The sequence below is a fragment of the Sphingosinicella sp. YJ22 genome, from assembly GCF_011320075.1.
Lineage (GTDB): Bacteria > Pseudomonadota > Alphaproteobacteria > Sphingomonadales > Sphingomonadaceae > Allosphingosinicella.
This window is the reverse complement of the sequence record NZ_JAANPA010000025.1, coordinates 23,917-45,327: the sequence shown is the minus strand read 5'-3', so window position 1 is coordinate 45,327 and position 21,411 is coordinate 23,917. Positions and strand designations below refer to the sequence as shown.

22 protein-coding genes are annotated in these 21,411 nt (G+C 69.0%); 11 read left to right on the top strand and 11 right to left on the bottom strand.

Features of this window, described 5'->3' with window-relative positions:
* On the bottom strand, positions 1–1,116 hold a 1,116-nt coding region (locus G7B71_RS10110), incomplete at its 3' end, for an adenylate/guanylate cyclase domain-containing protein (protein ID WP_166040456.1).
* 103 nt (positions 1,117–1,219) lie between these two features.
* On the opposite strand from G7B71_RS10110, the gene G7B71_RS10105 reads away from it, so the two are divergent.
* Together G7B71_RS10105 and G7B71_RS10100 are read left to right on the top strand one after the other, a co-directional pair.
* Positions 1,220–1,870, top strand: coding sequence for a glutathione S-transferase family protein (locus G7B71_RS10105; RefSeq protein WP_166040454.1), 651 nt, complete (start codon positions 1,220–1,222; stop codon positions 1,868–1,870).
* Positions 1,867–2,754: a dienelactone hydrolase family protein gene (locus tag G7B71_RS10100; protein WP_166040452.1), complete on the top strand. Its 888-nt coding sequence runs from the start codon at positions 1,867–1,869 to the stop codon at positions 2,752–2,754. Before G7B71_RS10105 ends, G7B71_RS10100 begins: the two co-directional genes overlap by 4 nt.
* 301 nt (positions 2,755–3,055) lie before the next feature.
* Here the strand turns inward: G7B71_RS10100 and G7B71_RS10095 are convergent, their stop codons facing one another.
* The 4 genes from G7B71_RS10095 to G7B71_RS10080 form a co-directional block, all read right to left on the bottom strand.
* Positions 3,056–3,478, bottom strand: a complete 423-nt coding sequence (locus G7B71_RS10095; protein WP_166040451.1) for a biopolymer transporter ExbD — start codon at positions 3,476–3,478, stop codon at positions 3,056–3,058.
* A gap of 42 nt (positions 3,479–3,520) precedes the next feature.
* Entirely contained in the window at positions 3,521–3,991 is a 471-nt protein-coding gene (locus G7B71_RS10090; RefSeq protein ID WP_166040449.1) for a biopolymer transporter ExbD, read from the bottom strand.
* Positions 3,992–4,080: 89 nt separating this feature from the next.
* Entirely contained in the window at positions 4,081–4,881 is an 801-nt protein-coding gene (locus tag G7B71_RS10085; protein WP_166040447.1) for a MotA/TolQ/ExbB proton channel family protein, read from the bottom strand.
* Positions 4,882–4,955: 74 nt separating this feature from the next.
* Entirely contained in the window at positions 4,956–5,645 is a 690-nt protein-coding gene (locus G7B71_RS10080; protein WP_243406199.1) for an energy transducer TonB, read from the bottom strand.
* A 259-nt stretch (positions 5,646–5,904) separates the two neighbouring features.
* On the opposite strand from G7B71_RS10080, the gene G7B71_RS10075 reads away from it, so the two are divergent.
* Positions 5,905–6,750: a hypothetical protein gene (locus G7B71_RS10075; RefSeq protein WP_243406198.1), complete on the top strand. Its 846-nt coding sequence runs from the start codon at positions 5,905–5,907 to the stop codon at positions 6,748–6,750.
* Here the strand turns inward: G7B71_RS10075 and G7B71_RS10070 are convergent.
* Both G7B71_RS10070 and G7B71_RS10065 read right to left on the bottom strand, forming a co-directional pair.
* Positions 6,747–7,184 (bottom strand): dihydroneopterin aldolase, encoded by a 438-nt coding sequence (locus G7B71_RS10070; protein ID WP_166040443.1) that lies wholly within the window; start codon positions 7,182–7,184, stop codon positions 6,747–6,749. The genes G7B71_RS10075 and G7B71_RS10070 overlap by 4 nt on opposite strands.
* On the bottom strand, positions 7,168–7,914 hold the full coding sequence (locus G7B71_RS10065; RefSeq protein WP_166040441.1) for an SDR family NAD(P)-dependent oxidoreductase: 747 nt from the start codon (positions 7,912–7,914) through the stop codon (positions 7,168–7,170). The genes G7B71_RS10070 and G7B71_RS10065 overlap by 17 nt, the downstream gene beginning before the upstream one ends.
* Positions 7,915–7,974: 60 nt before the next feature.
* On the opposite strand from G7B71_RS10065, the gene G7B71_RS10060 reads away from it, so the two are divergent.
* From G7B71_RS10060 to G7B71_RS10045, 4 genes are read left to right on the top strand one after another with little or no spacing between them, the layout of a single operon-like run.
* Complete coding sequence (locus G7B71_RS10060; RefSeq protein WP_166040439.1) at positions 7,975–8,544, top strand: DUF1285 domain-containing protein; 570 nt, start codon at positions 7,975–7,977, stop codon at positions 8,542–8,544.
* Positions 8,541–9,140 carry a CoA pyrophosphatase gene (locus G7B71_RS10055; protein ID WP_166040437.1) on the top strand — a complete coding sequence of 200 codons (600 nt, stop codon included), beginning with the start codon at positions 8,541–8,543 and terminating at the stop codon, positions 9,138–9,140. The genes G7B71_RS10060 and G7B71_RS10055 overlap by 4 nt, the downstream gene beginning before the upstream one ends.
* Positions 9,137–10,342, top strand: coding sequence for a CCA tRNA nucleotidyltransferase (locus tag G7B71_RS10050; protein ID WP_166040435.1), 1,206 nt, complete (start codon positions 9,137–9,139; stop codon positions 10,340–10,342). The genes G7B71_RS10055 and G7B71_RS10050 overlap by 4 nt, the downstream gene beginning before the upstream one ends.
* A complete protein-coding gene (locus G7B71_RS10045; protein WP_166040433.1) occupies positions 10,332–11,267 on the top strand; it encodes a YwqG family protein in 936 nt (311 codons plus the stop codon). Before G7B71_RS10050 ends, G7B71_RS10045 begins: the two co-directional genes overlap by 11 nt.
* Here the strand turns inward: G7B71_RS10045 and G7B71_RS10040 are convergent.
* From G7B71_RS10040 to G7B71_RS10030, 3 genes are all read right to left on the bottom strand, one after another.
* Positions 11,264–13,012: a bifunctional diguanylate cyclase/phosphodiesterase gene (locus G7B71_RS10040; protein WP_243406197.1), complete on the bottom strand. Its 1,749-nt coding sequence runs from the start codon at positions 13,010–13,012 to the stop codon at positions 11,264–11,266. The two genes, G7B71_RS10045 and G7B71_RS10040, sit on opposite strands and share 4 nt — an antisense overlap.
* 71 nt (positions 13,013–13,083) lie before the next feature.
* Positions 13,084–15,324, bottom strand: a complete 2,241-nt coding sequence (gene parC / locus G7B71_RS10035; protein ID WP_166040429.1) for a DNA topoisomerase IV subunit A — start codon at positions 15,322–15,324, stop codon at positions 13,084–13,086.
* Between the two features lie 70 nt (positions 15,325–15,394).
* Entirely contained in the window at positions 15,395–15,835 is a 441-nt protein-coding gene (locus tag G7B71_RS10030) for a GNAT family N-acetyltransferase (RefSeq protein ID WP_166040427.1), read from the bottom strand.
* A 529-nt stretch (positions 15,836–16,364) separates the two neighbouring features.
* Here G7B71_RS10030 and G7B71_RS10025 point away from each other — a divergent pair.
* Positions 16,365–17,279, top strand: a complete 915-nt coding sequence (locus tag G7B71_RS10025) for a DUF4349 domain-containing protein (RefSeq protein ID WP_166040425.1) — start codon at positions 16,365–16,367, stop codon at positions 17,277–17,279.
* A gap of 159 nt (positions 17,280–17,438) precedes the next feature.
* Here the strand turns inward: G7B71_RS10025 and G7B71_RS10020 are convergent, their stop codons facing one another.
* Complete coding sequence (locus tag G7B71_RS10020; protein ID WP_166040422.1) at positions 17,439–18,368, bottom strand: LysR substrate-binding domain-containing protein; 930 nt, start codon at positions 18,366–18,368, stop codon at positions 17,439–17,441.
* Between the two features lie 131 nt (positions 18,369–18,499).
* Here G7B71_RS10020 and G7B71_RS10015 point away from each other — a divergent pair, with 131 nt between their 5' ends.
* The 3 genes from G7B71_RS10015 (at position 18,500) to kynU (ending at position 21,381) form a co-directional block, all read left to right on the top strand.
* Positions 18,500–18,976 carry a UrcA family protein gene (locus G7B71_RS10015; RefSeq protein WP_166040420.1) on the top strand — a complete coding sequence of 159 codons (477 nt, stop codon included), beginning with the start codon at positions 18,500–18,502 and terminating at the stop codon, positions 18,974–18,976.
* 240 nt (positions 18,977–19,216) lie between these two features.
* Entirely contained in the window at positions 19,217–20,158 is a 942-nt protein-coding gene (locus G7B71_RS10010; protein ID WP_243406196.1) for an alpha/beta hydrolase, read from the top strand.
* Entirely contained in the window at positions 20,158–21,381 is a 1,224-nt protein-coding gene (gene kynU / locus G7B71_RS10005; RefSeq protein ID WP_166040418.1) for a kynureninase, read from the top strand. Before G7B71_RS10010 ends, kynU begins: the two co-directional genes overlap by 1 nt.
* The last annotated feature ends 30 nt before the right edge of the window (positions 21,382–21,411 follow it).

The following is a 21,411-nucleotide window of genomic DNA, read 5'->3' as shown; positions in this document are numbered from 1 at the left end:
CGCCTGCCCTTCGAGGCGGCTGGCGACGTTCATTGTCTCGCCCCAATAATCGTAGGTCATGCGCGTCGCGCCGATGACTCCGCCGACCACCGAGCCGCTATGGATTCCAACCCGCACCTGGACGGGGATGCCGATCGCCTCCTCTACCTCGCCGAGCCCATCGATCACCGCCATCGCAAAGGCGAGCGCCGCGTCGGCGCTGTTGGTCGCGGGGAGGTTGCCGCCGCTGATTGCCAGATAGGCGTCGCCGATCGTCTTCACCTTCTCGACGCCATGCTCAGCCGCGCAGCGATCGGCGAGATTGAAGAAGGCGTTGAGCAGGTCGATCAGGTGGCCGGGCGAGACGGTGCCGGACAGCTTGGTGAAGCCGACCACGTCGATGAACACGACCGAGGCATCCGAATAGGCGTCGGCGACGACCTGCCCAGCCTTGAGGCGCTGCGCCGCCGCCTCGGGCAGGACGTTGTAGAGCAGCTCCTCGGTCTTTGCCCGCTCGGCCTCCAGCGCGGCATTGAGGAGGAAGCCGTGGCGGTCGGCGCGGCTCAGCCCCCAGTTGAGGAACAGCATCACGCCCGCGCCGGTCAGATGGCTCATGATCTCGTAGAAGCGCACTTCCGCGCTGGCATCGAGCAGAAGCACGAGAGCGGTGAACCCAATCGCGTGAAGGGCGGTCCAGGTCAGGAACCAGCGCGGTCGCCCGGTCATGGCGAAGGCTGCGAAGGCGCTGACGATCAGGCCGCTGATGCCGACATTGCCGTGGACGTCGTCGCCCTGGCGGTTGAGCTCGTCGAACAGGATGACGTTCTCGCCCGTCACCAGGATCGACAGCGCCAGCAACGCGGTGAAATCGATCAGCGGGATGTCGGGATAGCGATCCCAGAATGTCGCCGCGAGATACGAGCCGAGCACGAGCAGGCTAGGCACCAGCAGGTAGACGAACCGCGCCAGCTCCTCCTCGTCGAAGAAGAGCGGATTGGCGATCGCGTAACCGACCAGCACCGCCAGGGCGACGACGACGTAGCCGCGGACATAGGGAATCCGCGCCGTCCTGCCGGCGCGCTGATATTCTTCCTCCAGCACGGCGCCCTCGAACGGCCCGGACGATCGAATTTCCATCTGGCTCCCCCTGCCGTGCCCATAGCACGCCGCGCTTAACAATGGATCACGTGGCGGCCGCGAACTGCTATGATCGCCGCGAGCCTGAGAAGGGAGACTCGTGATGGCCGACCTCATTTTTTATTCCAACCCGATGTCGCGGGCGCGGATCGCGCGGTGGATGCTGGAGGAAGTCGGCGCGCCCTACGAGACGGTGCTGCTCGACTATGGCACGACCATGAAGGACGCCGACTATCTGGCGGTCAACCCGATGGGCAAGGTGCCGGCGATCAAGCATGGCGACACGGTGGTGACGGAAGCCGCGGCGATCTGCGCCTATCTCGCCGACGCCTTTCCCGAGGCGAACCTCGCGCCGCCGCATGGCGACCGCCGGCGCGGGCCCTATTATCGCTGGATGTTCTTCGCCGCGGGTCCGGTCGAGAGCGCGGTCACCGGCAAGGCGCTCGGCCTGCTCGCGCCCAGGGACAAGGCGATGATGGCCGGTTACGGCACGTTCGAGGACGTCATGAACGCGCTCGAGGGCGCCGTCGCGCAGGGGCCCTATATCTGCGGCGATCAGTTCACCGCGGCCGACGTCTATGTCGGCGCCCAGATCGGCTGGGGCCTCCAGTTCGGGACGATCGACAAGCGGCCGGCGTTCGAGGCCTATTTCGCGCGCCTGCGCGAGCGTCCGGCCGCCGTCCGAGCCAACCAACTGGACGATGAGGCGATGGCTCACGTCCAGCGGCCGCAAATGCCGCAGCCGGCGGAATGAGCGACCCGGTCACCCGCGCGGTCATCGCCCTCTATGACCGCTACACCCATGAAGGCATGGACCGGCGCGCATTCATGGCGGAGCTTGCGCGCATCGCCGGCGGAGCCGCGGCGGCGAGCGCGCTACTGGGCACCGTCGCCGCCCAGGCCGGCTGCGCCCCGGTGGTGCCCGCCGACGACAACCGGCTCCACACCGAGACGGTCATCTGGGACGTGCGCCAGGGGCGGCAGCTTACGCTCTACGCCGCCCGTCCCGAGCGCGGCGGCGACGACCGGCCGGCGGTGGTCGTGGTCCACGAGAATCGCGGTCTCAACGAACATATCCGCGACGTCGCCCGGCGCATCGCCCTCGCCGGCTATGCCGCCTACGCACCCGATTTCCTGAGCGCCGCCGGCGGCACGCCCGCCGACGAGGACCAGGCGCGCACGATGATCGGCGCGCTCGACATGCCGGCGACCGTCGCCGACGGGGCCGCGCTGATCCGCCGCCTCGCCGGGGTCAACAACCGCCGCAAGGTCGGCGCAGTCGGCTTCTGCTGGGGCGGAGCGATGGTCCACCGCCTCGCCCTCGCCGCCGGCCCCGCCCTAGCGGCGGGGGTGCCGTTCTACGGCCCCGCCCCCGACCCCGCCGAAGCGGCGCAGCTGCAGGTTCCCCTGCTCGTAATCCTCGCCGGCCGCGACGAGCGCGTGAACCGGACGGCGCTGCCCTATGTCCAGGCGGCCGAAACGGCGGGAAAGGACGTCAGGGCGATCAGCTATCCGGACGTCGACCACGCCTTTCACAACGACACGTCGCAGGCCCGCTACAATCAGGCCGCCGCCCAGCAGGCCTGGGGCGAGACCCTGGCCTTCTTCCGCCGCCATCTCGCCGGAGCCTCGTCCTAGAAACTGCGGTAGCGTTCGTTGCCGACGAAACCCATCGACTGAACGTCGGCCCCGCCTGATCACCGCCAGCACTTCGTCGACCGTCTCGTAGCGCGCCTCCGGATGAGGCTCGATCTGGAGCTCCGGCGGGCGGCTCAGGCGATCGGTGGCGTCCAGGGGTCGCGCGAAGCTCGGGCATCGCGATGGCCGCGCCGTTCCACCTGACCGTGCCGTCAGGATCGACGGCGATCTCCTCGCGACGCACATGCAAAAAGGGCGGCCCCGCGGGACCGCCCTTAACGCTTCGCTTCGGATCCGAGGATCAAAAGGTCGAATATTGCTCGTTGCCGACGAAGCCCATCGACTGAACCTCGGCGCGCTTGATCACCGCCAGAACCTCGTCGACCGTCTCGTACCGCGCCTCGGGATGCGGCTGGATGTGGAGCTCCGGAGTCGGCCGGATCGTGGTGGTGAGCTCCAGATACTGGCGCAGCGTGTTGAGATCGACCGGCGCGGCGTTCCACAGCACGGTGCCGTTCGCCTCGATCGCGATCTTGTTGCGCTGCGGGTCGATCGGCGGCGCCGGGCTGTCGTTCGGCGTCGGCAGGTCGATCTTCACCGCATGGGTCTGGATCGGGATGGTGATGATGAACATGATCAGGAGCACCAGCATGACGTCGATGAGCGGCGTCGTGTTGATGTCCATCATCGGTTCGTCAGAGTCGCTAACGACTGCGGCTGCCATCTTCTCTACTCCTAAATCGCTTCGTTATCGCCCAGCCGTCGATCAGCCGCCGCCGCCCGGCACCGGCTCCGAGATGAAGCCGACGCGGGTGAAACCGGCGCGCTGCATCGTGAAGATCGCGCCGCCGATGCAGCGATAAGGCGTGTTGACGTCGCCGCGGATGTGCACTTCCGGCAGCTCCTCGACATTGTCCGGCCCACCCTGGCGCTCGATTTCCTCACGCAGCGCGGCGACGCCGCGGTCGAGGAGTTCCTGCGACGTCACCCGGGTGACCTCCCAATAGACCTCGCACTGGCCGCCCGGCGCGCGGATCGAGAGGTTGACGTTCTCAGCCTTGGTCGTGGTCGGCTCGAACTCGACCTGCGGCAGAGTCACCGGGATCGTGTTCAGCACCACGGGGACGGTGATGATGAAGATGATGAGCAGCACCAGCATCACGTCAACGAGCGGCGTCGTGTTGATTTCAGAAATCGGTGTCTGGTCGCCACCGTCGCCGCCGACCTGCATCGCCATGGCTTATTTCCTATCCTAGTCCAGATGCCGCCGCTGGGGCGGCCTTGCGGGCGGCACCGCCGAATGCGGCGCCGCCCGAATGCGTCAGCTTAAGACTTGCCGAGGGTCGGACCGCCGGCGGGCTTCGCCGTGCCGCCGGTCGCGCCGGTGGTCGGACCGGTCGACGGCTTGGCCGCCGCGGCGCGAGCAGCGCTGCTCGGAACGGTCGGCTTCACGGCGCCGCCCGACATCAGGTAGCCGTGCAGGTCGTTGGAGAACTTGCCCAGCTGCTCGGCGATCGCCTTGTTGCGGCGCATGAGCCAGTTGTACTGCATGACGGCCGGAACCGCGACAGCGAGACCGAGAGCGGTCATGACCAGCGCCTCACCGACCGGGCCGGCGACCGCGTCGATCGACGCCGAACCCGACGCACCGATGCGGATCAGAGCGCGGTAGATGCCGACGACGGTGCCGAACAGACCGACGAACGGAGCGGTCGAGCCGACGGTGGCGAGCACTGCGAGGCCCGAGCCCAGCTTCGAGACGATCGCGCCCTGGCTGCGCGCGAGCGAGCCGATCAGCCAGTCATGCTGGTCGATGGGATCGGTCAGCTTGGTGTGCTGCTCCTGAGCCTGAAGGGCGTCATCGACGATCTGGCGATAGGCGCCGTTCTTGTCGAGCTTGTTGGCGCCTTCGCGCAGGTTCGCCGACTGCCAGAAGGTCGTGCGGGCGGCGCGGCCCTCACGCATGATCTTGTTCTGCTCGAAGATCTTCACGAAGAAGATGTACCAGGACGCGACCGACATGATGATCATGATGATCGCGGTGCCGATGGCGATGGGACCGCCCTCGATGATGGATTCGACGATTCCGTGTTCTTGGAAACCGCCACCCGAGGCTGGTGCTGCCATGTTAACTTTCCTCTCTTCAACGGTTTGGGTCGAGGGCGAGACCGCCCGGGTTAAACAAAGGCCTTAAAGGTGGATCACTCGTCCGGCAGCTGCCACCGCACCGACTGGGAGTAGGTGCTGGCGACGGGCTGGCCGCCCCGCGTGGCCGGCGTGAACCGGTAGCGGCGCTGGGCGAGGCTGCAGGCGGCGCTGTCGAGCGACGAATTGCCGCTGGAGCCGGTGACCGAGCAACTGGTGACACGGCCTTGTGCGCTGACCTGCAGACTCATCCGGGTCGTGCCCTGCGCCTGGGCGCGGATGGCCGAAGCCGGATAGTCGTCGTTGCTGATCGTGCCGCTGCGCAGGCGCGGCGGCGACGGCGGGGCTGCCGGCGCGGGACAGGCGGTGCCGGCCGGAACCGTCACTCCACCCGGGCACTGAACGCGCGGCGCAGGCGGCGGCGTTGCCGGTGCCGGGGGGGCGCGCGGCGGATCCGGGTTGAAGGTGATCGGTGCCTGCTCCGTCGTGGTTCGCATCGGCGGCGGCGGCGGCTGGTTCGTGCGGACGATCGCCGGCGGGGTCACCACCTCGGGCGCAACCGGCTCGACCTCCTCGGGGGGCGGGGGCTCCTCCTCGGGGGGCGGCGGTTCCTCGACCTCGAACACATCGAGATCCTTGCTCGCCTTCTTGATGAACTCGTTGGCGAATCCGGTGACGAACGCGAAGCCGAGCAGCACGTGAATCAGGGCGACGATGATGATCGCCCACATCTTGCTGGGGCTCATGCCTTGGTCAAGGTACGACATTAAACGGCGGCGCTCCCTATCTCCACATCGTACGGCTCGGTTGCGCTAACGCTCCGACCTCGTTCCAGTTCACCAATGAAAGGCGGCGTGTCTCTATCTCGACAGTTTCGGTGACGCAATGCTGTATCGCTGAGTCTCGAACGGGCCTCCCAGCCCCAACGCCAAACCTGATTTCGGCCATATTCAAACGCGATTCAGACTCGGATGTCGAGAGGGGACTCTCGCAAAGAGGAACTCCATGCCACATCTCCTGCGCCTGACCTTGCTCTGTGCGGCCGCCATCGCCGCCCCCGCCCCGGCGCAAGCTAGTGATTTGCAAGATCAAAATTCCGTCGCCCTGACATATGCGGACACCGCCGACCTGGCGCTGGCGGCGCCGGTCGCGGCGCATGTCACGCTGCGCCGGGCGCGGCCGTTGCGCGCCGAACAGGCGGTCGGCGTCCCGCCGGGACACAGCCGATTCCTGGTCGAGGCGGATCTCACAGCGCTGATTCGCGGCGAATCCGGCACCCCCGCCCAGGTCCGCTACCTCGCCGATTTTCCCAATGACGCGCGAGGACGGCCGGCGCGACTCCAGCGCGGCAGCCAGTGGCTCGTCTTCGCCCGCCCCGTCCCCGGCCGGCCAGGCGAGCTTCAGCTGATCGCCCCCGACGCCGCGATTCCCTATGATTCGGCGATCGCCGACCGGGTCCGCGCGATCATCCGCGCCGAACTGGAAGGCGATGCGCCGCCCGCGGTGAGCGCGATCGGCCGCGCCTTCCACGTGCCCGGGGCGCTGCCCGGCACCGGCGAGACCCAGATCTTCCTGCAGACCGCGCGCAGCCAGCCCGTCTCGATCACGGTCGCGCGCGAATCCGGCGCCGAGCCGCGCTGGTTCGTGTCGCTGAGCGAGTTCGTCGACGCGGGGGCGGCGCAGCCGCGCCCTGACAGCCTGTTGTGGTATCGCCTCGCCTGCTTCCTGCCCACGCAGCTTCCTGCTGCGGCCATCGCCGACGCGCGCGAGCATGCCCAGGCGATCCAGAGCGATTACCGGCTGGTGCGCGAGCATCTCGGGGCTTGCCCGCGCAACCGGAGTCGCGGTTAAGCGCCTCCCGGCGCGAACGAGGACAGCTCGACGCCGACCCCGGCGCAGTCGGGATAGATGTCCGGCTTGCGGGTGCTGACCCGAAGCGCGGTCACGCCACGGCGGGCCGCGACGAGCGCGTAGATTTCATGGGCGAGCGTTTCCTGGAGATTGTAGCGGCGCCCCGCGACCAGGGCGCCGATTTCGGTGCGCAGGAAATCATAGTCCCACGCCCTGTCCGCCTCGTCGTGGATGGCGAAGGCCGATTCTTCGACCCACACCTCGACGGTGACAAGCAGCCGCTGCGGGTTGCCGATCTCGAAATCGTGAAAGCCGATGTCGAGGTTGAGGTCGTAATCCTGGAGCACGATCTTGCGGGTGCGCGGCGTCAGCCGCTCGGGCATGAGGCCGTCGAGCCGCGGCGTGGCGGCGAGGCTGTCAGAGGAATTGGACATCGCGCGGCAGGGAGAGGAAACGCTGGCCCGCGTCAAGCGCGATCGTCTGGCCGGTGAGCGTCGGGGTGGCGACGATGAAGCGCAGGGCCGCGACGATGTGGCTGACGTCGACTCCGCGTTCGAGCGCGTTGAGGCGGTGGACCTCGTCGAAATTCTCGCGGCTCTGCGGGCCCGACACCAGCGTCACCGACGGCGCGATGCCGCACACTCGGATCCGCGGGGCGTAGGCGCGGGCGGTGAGTTCGGTCAGGCCGGCGAGGCCGATCTTCGACATCGTGTATGTAAAGAAGTCCGGATTGGGTGCGGCGAGCTTGGCATCGAGCAGGTTGACGATGAGCCCGGCGTCGTCGAGTCGCCGCGCGAACGCCTGGCTCAGCAGAGCGGGCGCGCGCAGGTTCACCGTCTGGTGCAGGTCCCATTGCGCGACCGTGAACTCGGCGGCGCTGTCGTAATTGAATTGCGAGGCGCTGTTGACGAGCAGCCGAGCCGGGGGACGGCCGTCGAGCGCCGCCATGACCCGCTCCGCGCAGTCCGGTTCCCCCAGATCGGCCTGGACGATCGTCGCCTCGCCCACTTCCGACGCGAGGGCCTCCGCCTCGGCGCTCGACCGGTTGTAGTGGATCAGCACATGCCAGCCGTCCGCGGCGAGCGCCCGGACCAGCTCGGCGCCGATCCGCTTGGCGCCACCGGTCACGATCGCGGTGCGGGGACCTTCGAATTCCTGCTCCATTCCTCCGACCTATCCGCTGTTGGGCTTGCGGGCAAAGGCGGGCGACTCCACTAGGGGCGCATGCCCGCGTCCGAGCCACCACCCGATCTGGCCGGCCTCAGCCTCGCCGAGATCGTCGCGCTGGCGGAGGCCCGGAAGCTGCCGCCGGTCGACGCCTGGAATCCCAGCCATTGCGGCGACAGCGGCATGCGCATCGCTCGCGACGGCACCTGGTTCCACGAGGGCTCGCCGATCGGCCGCCCGGCGATGGTTCGGCTGTTCTCGACGATATTGCGGCGCGAGGCCGACGGCCGCTTCGTGCTGGTGACTCCGGTCGAGAAGCTCGACATCGAGGTCGAGGACGCGCCGTTCATGGCGGTCGAGGTGAAGTCCGAGGGCGAAGGACTGGACCGTTCGCTCGCCTTCCGCCTCAACACCGGCGACATGGTCGTTGCCGGACCCGATCATCCGCTGCGCTTCGCCGGGCGAGCCGACGGCCCGCACCCTTATCTCCTCGTCCGCTCCGGCCTTGAGGCGCTGGTGGCGCGCCCGGTCTATTACGAGCTGGCCGAGATCGCGCTCGCCGAGGGCGCCGACCCCGCGGGCGTGTGGAGCGGCGGCGCGTTCTTCGCTCTGGAGCCCGGGGCGTGACGCTTCCCGACCGGCTGCGCGCGGCCCTGGAGGAAGGCCACCGCCGCACGCCCGAGTTGCTGCCCGGCGACGCGCTCGAGCTTGAGGATCCGGACAGGGGCCCGACGCCGGCGGCGGTACTGGTCGCGATCGTCGATCGCCCTGCCCCCACCGTCATCCTGACGCTGCGGCCCGAGACGATGAAGCGCCACCCCGGCCAGGTGAGCTTCCCGGGCGGGCGGATCGATGCGCATGACGACGGCCCCGTCGCAGCGGCGCTGCGCGAGGCCGAGGAGGAGATAGGCCTGCCGCCGAGCATGGTCGAGCTCATCGGAATCGCCGACCCCTATCGCACCATCACCGGCTTCGAGGTGATCCCGGTGGTCGGCGTGGTGCCGCCGGACCTGAACCTCGCGCCGCATCCGGGCGAGGTCGCGGCGATGTTCGAGGCGCCGCTCGACTATCTGCTCGACCCGGCCAACCAGATCGTTCGCGAAGCACAGTTTCGCGGCGCGACGCGGACCTATTATGAGATCCTGTGGGGCAAGCGGCGCATCTGGGGGGCAACGGCGGCGATGATCGTGAATTTGAGCCGTCGGCTGGCGGTCACGGCATGAAGCTGCCCGACGCTCCCTGGCAAGGCGGCGAGGACATGCGCCGCCTGCTCGCGACGCTCGGCGCCGCCGAAGGCGACACCCGATTCGTCGGCGGCTGCGTGCGCGACACCCTGCTCGGCATCACCGTCGCCGACGTCGACCTCGCCACCCGGCTGCTGCCCGAGGAAGTGATTCGGCGGCTCGAGCAGGCCGGCATCAAGGCCGTCCCGACCGGGCTCGCCCATGGCACCGTCACCGCGGTGATTCGAGGCAAGTCGGTGGAGATCACCACCCTGCGCCGCGACGTCTCGACCGACGGCCGCCGCGCCACCGTCGCCTTCACCGACGACTGGCGCGAGGATGCGGGCCGCCGCGACTTCACCATCAATGCGCTCAGCGCCGACCCCGAGAGCGGCGAGATCTTCGACTATTTCGGCGGCCTCGAGGATCTCGCGGCGCGGCAGGTGCGCTTCATCGGCGACGCGCTGACGCGGATTGCCGAGGACCATCTCCGGATTCTGCGCTTCTTCCGCTTCCACGCCCGATTCGGGGCGGGCGCGCCGGACCCGGCGGGTCTGGAGGCATGCACGGCGCGCGCGAACGACCTGATGGCGCTGTCGCGCGAGCGGATCGCCGGCGAATTGTTGCGGCTGCTGGCGTTGCCTGATCCCACGCCCACGGTGCGGATCATGGTCGAGCGCGGCATCTTCTCCCCAGTGTTGCCGGAGATCGACCTGGGCGGCGTCGAGCGGCTCGCGGCGCTGCCGCCGCGCGAGCAGGCCGCGGGCGTGGGAGCCGACGGCATTCGCCGCCTCGCCGCCCTGCTCCCCCGCGCCGAGATCGCGGTCGACGTCGCGGCGCGCCTGCGCCTGTCGAACGCGCAGCGGGCGCGGCTGGAGTGCATCGAGCGCGCGGAGCCGGACAATGGCATCGCTCCGCGTCAGCTCGCTTATCGCATCGGTGCCGAATGCGCAGCCGATCGGCTGCTGCTCGACGACCGCTTCGGAGCCGAGGACGCGGCGGCCCGGATCGGCGCGCTCGCTTCCTGGCGGCGCCCCAGCCTGCCGGTGCGCGGCGGCGATCTGGTCGCGGCGGGCGTGACCGCCGGTCCGGAGGTCGCGCGGCTGCTGCGCCGCATCGAGGATCGCTGGATCGGCGAGGATTTCCCCGGCGAGGCACGGGCGCGCGCCATCATGGCCGAGGAATTGCGCCATGGCGCTTAACCCGGGCGGCGTCGCGGCGGTCCTGCTGCTGCTTGCCGTCCTCGCCATCCCCTATCTGGTCGAACGGCGGCGCGCCCGACGGCGGCGGGAGGCGAACCGGCGAGACGCCGCGCGCTGGCTCTCCGAAAACCCGCCCGGACCGCCTGCGACCGAGGAACAGGAAGCGACATTCCTCAAGCGACTGGCAGGTTTGCGGCTGCCGTCGCTCCAGCTGGCAGCAGCGCCCGACAAGCCGATACAGGCGGCCGGAACCCGCATCGGCGGGCCGGCCTGGCTCGCCGATGGCGAGGCCTGGCCGTGTGGGCGCGACGGCCGGCCGATGGAGTTCCTCGCCCAGCTCGATTTCGCCGACCTGCCGCCCCTTCCCGACTACCCCGAGGCGGGGCTGCTTCAATTCTTCATCGCCCGCAGCGACAGCTTCGGAGCCGATTATGACGATCCCGCGCGAAGCGACGTGCGCCTGATCTGGCGCTCCGAACCGCCCGCTGGAGGGCGCCTCCACGTGCAGGGGCCGCTGGACCCGCTCGCCGACAGCTCGCCATTCCTGGACGAGGCCGTGCGCGCGGCCGGACGGCCGCTATCGGCGACCCTATCGAGCCGGTTGCCGTCGCCCGACAGCGTCGCGGTCGAGCAGATCCTGATAGAGATGGGCCTCGCCAACGCCGCGAATGTCGGCGACCTGCTCGATCCCGTGGAGGTCGACGAGGAACCGCCGAACCAGTTCGTCGGCGGCCATCCCCGCTTCGTGCAGTGGGACTTCCGCAAGCCCGGTTTCCGGGACGAATTCGACCGGGTGCTTCTCCAGCTCGACTCGCAAAACGGCCTGATCTGGGGCGATTGCGGCTGGGCGGTATTCATGATCCGCCGCGACGACCTCATCGCGCGCGATTTCTCGCGCGTCGCATTTCACTGGGAAAGCAGCTAGCCGTTGGTCTCGCGCCAGTAAGCCAGCGCCTCGTCGGCCGGCATCGGCCGGGCGTAATGATAGCCTTGGCCGTAGGTGCAGCCCATCTCCGCAAGCGCATCGCCAAGCTCGGCGCGCTCGATGCCCTCGGCGGTGGTCTCGATGCCGAGCGAGGAGGCCAGCGACAGGATGGCGCGGACGATCGAGGTGGCGTCCTCGTCCTCGCACATGTTGCCGACGAAGCTGCGGTCGATCTTCAGCACGTCGATCGGCAGGCGCTGGAGCGAGCCGATCGAGGTGAAGCCGGTGCCGAAATCGTCCATCGCGACCTTGACGTCGAGCTTCTTGAGGCCGGTGAGCACGCTGCTCGCGCGGTCGGGATCCTGGACGATGGCGCTCTCGGTGAGCTCGAGCGTCAGCCGGTTGCCGCTGATGCCGCTGCCGGCGAGCGCCGCGAACACGACCTGGGCGATGTTGTCGCGGCCGATCTGGATCGGCGAGAGGTTGACGCTCATTCCGAACGGCAGCGGGCTGCCATTGGCCCGGTCCCAGTCCGCCAGGGTGCGCAGCGCCGATTCGAGCGCCCAGCGGCCGAGCGGCACGATCAAGCCCGATTCCTCTGCGACGGGGATGAACTCGGCCGGCGAGATCGGGCCGATCGGGTCCTGGCGCCAGCGCGCCAGAGCCTCGAACGAGGACACCTTGCCGGTCTGGAGGTCGATGAGCGGCTGGAAGGCGAGCTCGAGCGCCTCGGCCTCGATGGCGCGCCTCAATTCGGTTTCCATGCTGAAGCGGCGGCGCACCGCCTGGGCCTGGACCGGCTCGTAGACCTGGGCGGCGCCGACTCGCTTGGAACGCTTCAAGGCGAACTGAGCGTTGCGCAGCAGCTCGTCGGCGCTGCTCACGCCGCGTCCGACCAGCGCGCAGCCGATCGCGCAGTCGATTCGGATCTCGAGGTCGGTGAGCCGGAACGGCAGGGTGAGCACGGCCTTGATCCGCTCCGCGGCGCGAAGCGCGTCGGCGAGGCCGCGGTCGAGCTTCATCAGGATTCCGAACTCGTCGCCCGAGGTGCGGGCGAGCATGTCGGTCGGGCGCAGCGCCGAGACGAGGCGGCGGGCGAAGGCGATCAGAAGCTCGTCGCCGGCGATGGCGCCGACGCATTCGTTGACCCGGCTGAACCGCTCCATGTCGACCGCGAGCACCGCATAGCTGCCGTCGGCGAGCGAGGGATCGGACAGGACCCGGTCGACCTGCTCGGTGAAGGCGAGGCGGTTGGGCAGCCCGGTGAGGCTGTCGAGCAGCATCTCGGATCGCAGGCTGCGCTCGGTCTCGACCTGGGCGGTGCGGTCGATCAGCGAGATCACGAAGCGGACCGGGCCATATTCGAGGGGACGCACGCGGGCGAAGCGAATCAGGAAATGGCGGCCGCCGATCGAGCGGCCGTCGCTGCTCTCGAACTGGTGGGCGGGCTCGCCGCTCTCGAGATATTCGGCGAGGCGGCGGCCGATCGGGCCGGTGCTGAGCAGGCGCACCTTGGAGACTCGGCGATCGCCGAGCCGTTCGTCGAACTCCGCGACGTTGCGAAAGGCGTCGTTGGCGCTTTCGATATAGGGACCGGCGGGATCGATGGTGACGACCGCGGCGGGGATCGGCAGGGCGTCGAGATAGACCTGGCGGGCATGGCCGAGCACGCGGGCGACGTCAGGCGCAAGCGGGTCGGCGACCTCCGGCACAGCCGCGAGGCTGGCCGGGGGCTCGTCGCTCACGCGTTTCTTCGCCGCCTGCATCCAAAAGGCGATAGGTGAAGTAGGTTAATTCTTGATTTCGCCGAAGCCGCTCACGTGAAGCGATTGTTTCGGGGGAAGCCGGTCGGCGGCATCCGCCCCGCCGCGCCGCGCGCGGTGAACCACGGGCCCATCTCCTCGGTGCGGGTACGGCCGCTCTCGCCGCCCATCGACCAGGTCAGGCCGGTCTCGTCCCTGAACGTGGTCGCGTCGGACAGGCCGCCGTCGCGGTAGCGCTGCATGGTGACGCCCTGGCCGCGCGCCATTTCGGGAAGCTCGGACAGGCGGAACACGGCGAGCTTGCGATTGTCGCCGATCACCGCGACGCGGTCATGGCCCTCGCCGACCGGGCGGACGACCTGGAGCCGCGCGCCGGGCCGCAGGTTCACCACCTGCTTGCCCTTGCGCGTCTCCGCGAGGGCGCCGGCGGCGGAGGTGACGAAGCCGCGGCCGTCCGACGACGCGAGAAGCAGCTTGGGCGCCGCATTCGCCTTCAGCAGCGCGACGATGCTGCCCTCCCCCTCGATGTCGACCATCAGCTTGACCGGCTCGCCGAAGCCGCGGCCGCCCGGCAGCTTGTCGGCGGCGAGCGTGTAGAAGCGGCCGTCGGCGGAGACGAGCAGCAGCCGGTCGGTGGTCTGGGCATGGAAGGCGAAGGCCGGGCCGTCGCCTTCCTTGAACTTCAAAGTCTCGGCGGCGGACAGTTCGACATGGCCGCGCATCGCCCGGATCCAGCCGCGCTGGGAGAGGATGACGGTGATCGGCTCGCGCTCGACCATCGCTTCCAGCGGGATCTCGCGCGCCGGGCCGGCTTCCTCGATTCGGGTGCGGCGGCGGCCGATATCGGTCTCCGGCCCGTAGCGCTTCTTGAGCTCCGCCAGGTCCTTCTTGAGCTTGGTGCGCTGGCGGGCCGGGCTCTCGACCAGCGCCTGGAGCGTCTCGCGCTCCTTCTCGAGCTTGTCGCGTTCGCTCTTGATCTCCATTTCCTCGAGCCGGCGAAGCGAACGCAGGCGCATGTTGAGGATCGCCTCGGCCTGGCGGTCGGTGAGGCCGAACTCGGCCATCATCACCGGCTTGGGCTCGTCCTCGGTGCGGATGATCTCGATGACCCGATCGAGGTTGAGATAGGCGATGAGATAGCCGCCGAGCAGCTCGAGCCGGTCGGCGATCTTGCCGAGCCGGTGGTTGGAGCGGCGGACCAGAACCTCGATCTGGAACTTCACCCACTCGCTCAGCACCTCGCGCAGGCCCATCACCCGCGGCGTGCGAGTCGCGTCGAGGACGTTGAGGTTGAGCGAGACGCGCACCTCGAGGTCGGTCATCCGGAACAGGCCGTCCATCAGCACGGTCGGGTCAACGGTGCGGCTCCTCGGCTCGATGACGATCCGGACCTCGGCGTCCGATTCGTCGCGGACGTCGGCGAGAATCGGCAGCTTCTTGTCGTTGATCAGCGTCGCGATCTGCTCGATCAGCTTGCCCTTCTGGATGCCGTAGGGGATCTCGCTGACGACGATCGCCCAGGTGCCGCGGCCGAGATCCTCGACCTCCCAGCGGGCGCGGACGCGGAAGGCGCCGCGGCCGGTGGCGTAAGCGAGCGCGATGATCTCGGCGCTGTCGGCGACGATTCCGCCGGTCGGGAAATCGGGGCCGGCGACGAAATCCATCATCGCGGCGTCGGTCGCCTGGGGATTGTCGATCAGGTGGGTCGCGGCGTCGATCAGCTCGGCGGCGTTGTGCGGCGGGATCGACGTCGCCATGCCGACCGCAATCCCGCTGGCGCCGTTGGCGAGCAGGTTGGGGAACAGGCCGGGCATCAGCTCCGGCTCCTCGTCCTCGCCATTATAGGTCGGCTTGAAATCGACGGTGCCGTCGTCGAGCCCGGCCATCAGGTCGATGGCGACCTGGGTCAGCTTCGCCTCGGTGTAGCGGTAGGCCGCGGCGTTATCGCCGTCGACATTGCCGAAATTGCCCTGGCCGTCGACGAGCGGGTAGCGGAGCGAGAAGGTCTGGGCGAGGCGGACCATCGCGTCATAGACAGACTGGTCGCCGTGCGGGTGATATTTACCGATCACGTCGCCGACGACGCGGGCGCATTTCTTATAGCCCGCCGACGGATCGAGGCGCAGCAGGCGCATCGCCCACAACAGGCGGCGATGAACCGGCTTCAGACCGTCGCGCAGGTCGGGCAGCGAGCGGGCGGTGATCGTGGAGAGCGCATAGACGAGGTAGCGTTCGGACAAAGCGTCGTCGAACGGGGCGTCGGTGATCTCGGGAAGCTCGGACTTGGTGGCCATGGCGGGGGACTAGCAAGCCGCTCGGCGAGTGACGAGAGGCACAGGCGCAACAATCGTGGTGAAAGCGGTCCTAGCCGCCGAGCGGTTTGGCGTAGCCGTTGGTCGTGCGGGCGAAGCCGGCATGGCGGAGGAAGCCGGTCGGCGCATCGAAGTCGATGTCCAGCGCCAGCTCGACGGTCCCGACGCCGGCGTCGCGCAGGCGCTGCTCGGCTTCGGCGAGGAGCCGGGCGCCGAGGCCCTGCCGGCGGTGGTCTTCGGCGACGAGCAGCAGGGTGATGCGGCCGCGGGGACCATGCTGGATGGTGGGAACCGCGGTCCAGGCCGCCGCCCCGACGAGCCCGTCCAGCTCAGCGACCAAGGGCGCCTCGTCATTGCGGATCGCGGCGGCGAGGCGGTCGGCCAGGGTTGCGGCGGGAATTCCGATCAGCTTGGCGAGGGCAGCGGCGTCGCGCCGCGTGACCTCGCGGATGGTGGGCTCGGGCGCGGGTTCGCGCTCGTCTGCGTCGTGCAAGCCACTCCCCTCCCCGCTCATCCTGAGCGCAGTCGAAGGGCACCCGCGAGATTTTCGTGCAGGCCTTTCTGATTCCTCCCGAGCGGATGGCTGTTTGGCGTCTCGGTCGGCCGCTCGTGCGGACGCCCTTCGACTTCGCTCAGGACGAGCGGAGGGTTCTGTGGGCTCCTCCGCCCTCTTTCGCGGCTCCTTTTCCTCCCCACCCACCACGCCGATCAGCGAGCGTTTCCACGACGCGACCTCGCCGCCGCGCAGATAGGCCAGCACCTCCTCCGCCGTCGCGGTCAGGCCGTCCTTCCCGAAACCCATGCATTCGCGGCCGCTGCTCAAATCGACGAGGCCGTAGCGGCCGAAGTCGCCGCCGGGCTTGCGGCGGCGGGATTTGACCAGCCGGAAGCCGCGGGCGCGGGCGGCTTCCCGAAGCTGTTGGTCGGACGGATCGGCCATGATTCGGGAACGCCGCAACGCACCTGCTTGTTCAACTCAACTAATGTGGTAATGTTACGGGACCAGAAGAGGAGGATGCCCGATGCGTAGGTTCCTTGTGACGACTGGACTGGTCCTCGTTCTCGCCGGCTGCGGCGTGGAGCAGGGCGAGAGAGGCGGACGCGGCGAAGGCGGAAGCGCCGCCAATGACGCCGCCACGACCGATGCGAATTTCGAATCGCCGCCCGCACTGGTGGCGCCGCCCTCGCCCACTTCACCGAACCGCTCGAGCGTCCCGGAAGTGCGGCCCGACGCGGCGCCCGACGTGGCGTTCGGCTACAGCTACAATTTCGGAATCGCCGCCGACCGCATCGCCGGCGTCCAGCAGCGCCATGCCCGAACCTGCGAGGAGCTCGGCACCAGCCGCTGCCGGATCACCGGCATGACCTACCGCCGCAGCGGAGGGGACAGCGTCGAGGCGCAGCTCAGGCTCGCGCTCGACCCGAGCCTCGCCGACCGATTCGGCGAGAATGCCCTGGCCGCGGTGCAGGAAGCGGAAGGCGAGCTGGTCGACAGCGAGATCACCAGCACCGATGTCGGCACCGGCATCCGCCGCGACACCCGATCGATCGCCGACCTCCACGAAGAGCTGCGCACAATCGAGCAGCGCATTACCGCGGTCGGCACGCGCGACGAGGCGAAAGCCGGGCTGCAAGAGCAGGCCGCGGAGCTGCGCCGACAAATAAGCGCGCTCGAGGACAATCGCGCCGAGCAGCGCGACCAACTCGCCACCACCCCCGTCACGCTCGCCTACAGCTCCAGCGCCTACAATGCCGGGCGGCCGGACTTCGGCGGCGCGGCCGGCAATGCCTGGGACCAGCTGGTGTGGGCGACCTACATGCTGTTCGTGCTGTTGAGCGTGCTGCTGCCCTGGCTGCTCGCCGCCGGCCTGATCTGGCTGGTCGTGCGGGCGGTGCGGAAGCGGATGCCCAAGCCCGCGAGCGAGCCGGCGGCCTAGCTTCCTCTCCCCGGCGGGGAGAGGATTACGGAGCCTTGGCGGCCTTGCCGCCTAGGCGGAGTTGGTGAGGGGGTTCGGGGTTCGAGGCTAATCGCCTAGCCCGAGCCCCCTCACCCAACCCTCTCCCCTCAGGGGAGAGGGCTTTTTTCCGCGCAATCCCTAATCCAGCTCCGGCGGCGCGAAGATCGCGGCGGGCTCGGTCTCGGCCATTCGGCGCACCTCGGCGAGCAGCCAGTCGCGGAAGGCGACGACCTTGGGCTGGAGCCTCTTATAGTCGGGGTAGACCAGCCAGTAGGAGCGCGGCTCGACGCTGATTTCGGGAAAGAGCTGGACCATCGCGCCGTTGCGTAGCGCGCCGCGCCAGAAGACCGGCGCGAGGATCGCGACTCCGGCGCCGGCCATCGCCGCATTGCCTTCCATCGACTGGGCGTCGAGGCGGATGCCGCCGTGGGTCTTCTCGGGCGCGGCGATGCCGACCTCTTCGAACCACAAGTCCCACCAATAATCGTCGGGGGTGATTCGCGGCACCCGGAGCAGGTCGGCCGGCTGCCTGATGTCGTGGCGGTCGCGGAACTCGGGCGAGGCCAGGGCGGCGCCGTGGACGCGGAACAGGAAGTGGCTCCTGAGGCCCGGCCACATGCCCGGATCGCGGCAGATGCGGATGGCGACGTCGACCTCGTGCTGGGCGAAATCGACGACATTGTTCTCCGAATTGAGGCGGACGGCGAGCTGCGGCCGGTCGAGCTGGAAGGCGCCGAGCCGGGGCGCCAGCCACTCAGACGCAAAGGTCTGGGTGGTGCTGATCGTCAGCACGCCTTCATTGTCGGCGAGCAGGCCGGAGAAGGCGTCGGCAATCTGGTCGAGACCGGCGGAGACCAGGGTCGCGGCGCGGCGCCCGGCCTCGGTCAACTGGACCCGCCGCTTGGCGCGCAGGAACAAGGGCACGCCGAGCCGCTGCTCCAACAGTTTGATCTGATAGCTGACCGCGGCCTGGGTCATGCCGAGCTCGGCCGCGGCCTGGGTGAAGCTCTGGTGGCGCGCGGCGGCTTCGAACACGCGCACAGCGGACAAAGGCGGAAGCGTTCTCATCGTCCGATTCTATAAGCCATGCTTATCATCACTGTCGATCCTTTCGTTGGCGGTCCGATCGGCTTTCCACCATCTGGAGACATGCAGCGGCCGACGCTTCGGTCGCTCGAAGGGAAGAAGGGAGAAGGGACATGCAGGATCAGATTTTGGGCCGCATCTGGAGCGACCATCACGACCAGTTCAGCGCCGATGTCGGCCAGAAGCTGGACCGCGCGGCGGCCAAGGTCCGCAGCCTGTTCGGCAGCGTGCCGATGCCGGTGAAGGCGATGGCGGCGGTTCTGGCAATGAGCGTCACCAGCCTGGTGTTCGCCACGCCGAGCCTGGCGCAGGACCGGATCGAGGTGCGCGCGGTGAGCATCGCGGTCAGCTATGCTGACCTCAACCTCGCCAATGAAGCGGGCGTCGCGGCGCTCAAGGGCCGCGTGCGCGGCGCGGCGGACCAGCTGTGCCAGCCGAGCGTTGCCAACGGCGCCGCCGAGCGCGTGCAACGCCACCGCTGCTTTGTCGCGGCGGTCCGGAACGCCCGGCCGCAGATCGACGCGGCCGTCGCCCGGGGCGCGCAGACGCAGCTCGCCGCCGCCCGCACCATCGCCATCACGGCCCGCTGATGTGCTGTGCAGAAGGGGCGGCGCAGACCCCACCCGCCGCCCCTTCATTTCCCGAACGTGGGGATAAGGAGATAAGCCATGCTGATCATCCGCGACACGCGGCAGGCCTGGCGGAAGCTCGTGTCCGACTTCCGCACGCTGCAGCGCATCCAGTTCGCTGCGCCCTGGCACAACAGCTTCCGCGGCTGATGCCGATCGTCTAATCCTCCCCGGCGGCCCATGGCCCGGGGAGGATTTTCTTTGCCTGCACGCGCCAAGATCGTTGCGCTCGCGCTGCTCGCCGGACTAGCCGGCTGCACCATGAGCACCGGCGGTGACACCGAGAATGCGGCCCCTGCGCCCGCGCCCGAGGCGGGAGCGCTGCTGACCTGGCCCGAATTCCTCGCTCGGCCGCGCCCCGCGCCCGATCATACCATCCGATACGGCGACCACGAACGGCAGGTCGTCGACCTCTTCCTGCCGCAGGGCCCGGGGCCGCACCCGGTCGCGGTGATGATCCATGGCGGCTGCTGGTCGGCGCCGTGGGACCGCACTCTGATGAACTGGATCTCCGACGATCTCAGGCGGCGCGGGATCGCGGTGTGGAACATCGACTATCGCGTGATCGAGGACGGCAACGGCTGGCCGCACGTGTTCGACGACAACTGGGCCGCGATCCATGCCCTGACCATCCAGGGCCGCGAATTCGGGCTCGATCCCAACCGCGCCGTGGCGGTGGGCCATTCCGCCGGCGGCCACCTCGCCCTGTGGTATGCGGCCAAGCGGCGCCGCTGGATGCCGCCCGCAAACGTCCGGATGATCCCGCCGCCGGAGCTTCGCGCTGTTGTGAGTCTCGGCGGCCTCCCGGACCTCGAGCTCGCCGCTCGGCCGCCGGGCAGCGGCTGTGGGACCGAGGTCATCGGGCAGCTCGTCGGTCAGGGCCGGCCGGGCCGCGGCGATCCCTTCGCCGACACCTCGGTGCCGCGGATGGGCGCGCTCGGAATCCCGCAGGTGCTGATCAACGGCAACCAGGATGCCATCATCCCGGCCCATTTCGCCGAGGATTATGCCGGCAAGATGCGCGCGATGGGCGACGAGGTGCGGGTGCGGATGATCGACGCCACCGGCCATGTCGAGCTGATCGCGCCGGAAAGCGCCGCCTGGGCCGCCGCTGTCGAGGAAATCGAAAGGGCTCTGCGCTGATGGCCGTTACCCTCGAACAGGCGCGGGCGATGGACTCGGCGGACCCGCTGCGGGCCTATCGCGAGCGCTTCGCTTTGCCCGAGGGGATCATCTACCTCGACGGCAATTCGCTCGGCGCTCTGCCGCGCTCGACGCCGGAGCATTTGGGCGCGCTGATCTCGCGCGAATGGGGCGACAGCCTGATCGGCGGCTGGAACAAGCATGGCTGGATCGACGCGCCGCAGCGCGTCGGAGCGCGCATCGCCGCGCTGATCGGCGCGAAGCCGCACGAGGTTCTGGTCGCGGACTCGACCTCGGTGAACCTGTTCAAGCTGCTCGTCGCCGCGGCGAAGCTGTCGGACCGCAAGACCTTGCTCAGCGAGAGCGGCAATTTCCACACCGACCTGCACATCGCCGCGGGCGTCGCCGACCTCACCGGCCTCACCCTCGACATCGCGCCGCGGGCGGAGGTCGAGCGCCGCATCGGCCGCGACACCAACCTGCTCCTGCTCACCCATGTCCATTACAAGAGCGCCGAGAAGTTCGACATGGCGGCGGTCACGGCGCGGGCGAAGGCGGCCGGGGCGACGACCGTCTGGGACCTCAGCCACAGCGCCGGCGCGGTGCCGCTCGACCTCAACAAAGCGGGCGCCGAGCTCGCGGTCGGCTGCGGCTACAAATATCTCAACGGCGGTCCAGGCGCGCCGGCCTTCCTCTATGTCGCCGAAGGCCTGCAGGAGCGGCTCGGCAACCCGCTTCAGGGCTGGATGGGCCATGCCGAGCCTTTCGCCTTCACCGACGATTATCGCCCGGCGGAGGGGATCAGCCGCTTCCTCACCGGCACGCCGCCGGTGCTCGGAATCGCCGCGCTGGAAGGCGGCCTCGACACGTTCGAGGGCGTCACCATGGAGCGGCTGTGGCGCAAGTCGATCACCCTGTTCGACGTCTTCCACGCCTGCATGGAGCGCCACTGCCCCGAACTCGCCTGCATCACCCCACGCGCGCCGGAGCAGCGCGGCAGCCACATCTCGTTCCGCCACGAGCACGCCTATGAATTGTGCCAGGCGCTGATCGAGAAGGGCGTGATCGGCGACTTCCGCGCGCCCGACGTGCTCCGCTTCGGCCTCACCCCGCTCTATCTCGGCTTCGAGGAGGTGGTGCGCGCGGTCGATATCCTCGCTGAGATACTGCGCAGCGAAAGCTGGCGCGAGCCGCGTTTCGCGGTTCGGCTCAAGGTGACCTGATCCGGCCGCTCATTGCGGGACGGGCGCGCA

Coding starts and splice junctions, on each gene's coding strand:
- parC (WP_166040429.1), bottom strand. CDS start 15,324: ATGGCCACCAAGTCCGAGCTTCCCGAGATCACCGACGCCCCGTTCGAC.
- G7B71_RS10095 (WP_166040451.1), bottom strand. CDS start 3,478: ATGGCAGCCGCAGTCGTTAGCGACTCTGACGAACCGATGATGGACATC.
- G7B71_RS10105 (WP_166040454.1), top strand. CDS start 1,220: ATGGCCGACCTCATTTTTTATTCCAACCCGATGTCGCGGGCGCGGATC.
- G7B71_RS10020 (WP_166040422.1), bottom strand. CDS start 18,368: ATGAGAACGCTTCCGCCTTTGTCCGCTGTGCGCGTGTTCGAAGCCGCC.
- G7B71_RS10080 (WP_243406199.1), bottom strand. CDS start 5,645: ATGAGCCCCAGCAAGATGTGGGCGATCATCATCGTCGCCCTGATTCAC.
- G7B71_RS10090 (WP_166040449.1), bottom strand. CDS start 3,991: ATGGCGATGCAGGTCGGCGGCGACGGTGGCGACCAGACACCGATTTCT.
- G7B71_RS10085 (WP_166040447.1), bottom strand. CDS start 4,881: ATGGCAGCACCAGCCTCGGGTGGCGGTTTCCAAGAACACGGAATCGTC.
- G7B71_RS10075 (WP_243406198.1), top strand. CDS start 5,905: ATGCCACATCTCCTGCGCCTGACCTTGCTCTGTGCGGCCGCCATCGCC.
- G7B71_RS10050 (WP_166040435.1), top strand. CDS start 9,137: ATGAAGCTGCCCGACGCTCCCTGGCAAGGCGGCGAGGACATGCGCCGC.
- G7B71_RS10025 (WP_166040425.1), top strand. CDS start 16,365: ATGCGTAGGTTCCTTGTGACGACTGGACTGGTCCTCGTTCTCGCCGGC.
- kynU (WP_166040418.1), top strand. CDS start 20,158: ATGGCCGTTACCCTCGAACAGGCGCGGGCGATGGACTCGGCGGACCCG.
- G7B71_RS10015 (WP_166040420.1), top strand. CDS start 18,500: ATGCAGGATCAGATTTTGGGCCGCATCTGGAGCGACCATCACGACCAG.
- G7B71_RS10060 (WP_166040439.1), top strand. CDS start 7,975: ATGCCCGCGTCCGAGCCACCACCCGATCTGGCCGGCCTCAGCCTCGCC.
- G7B71_RS10045 (WP_166040433.1), top strand. CDS start 10,332: ATGGCGCTTAACCCGGGCGGCGTCGCGGCGGTCCTGCTGCTGCTTGCC.
- G7B71_RS10070 (WP_166040443.1), bottom strand. CDS start 7,184: ATGTCCAATTCCTCTGACAGCCTCGCCGCCACGCCGCGGCTCGACGGC.
- G7B71_RS10065 (WP_166040441.1), bottom strand. CDS start 7,914: ATGGAGCAGGAATTCGAAGGTCCCCGCACCGCGATCGTGACCGGTGGC.
- G7B71_RS10100 (WP_166040452.1), top strand. CDS start 1,867: ATGAGCGACCCGGTCACCCGCGCGGTCATCGCCCTCTATGACCGCTAC.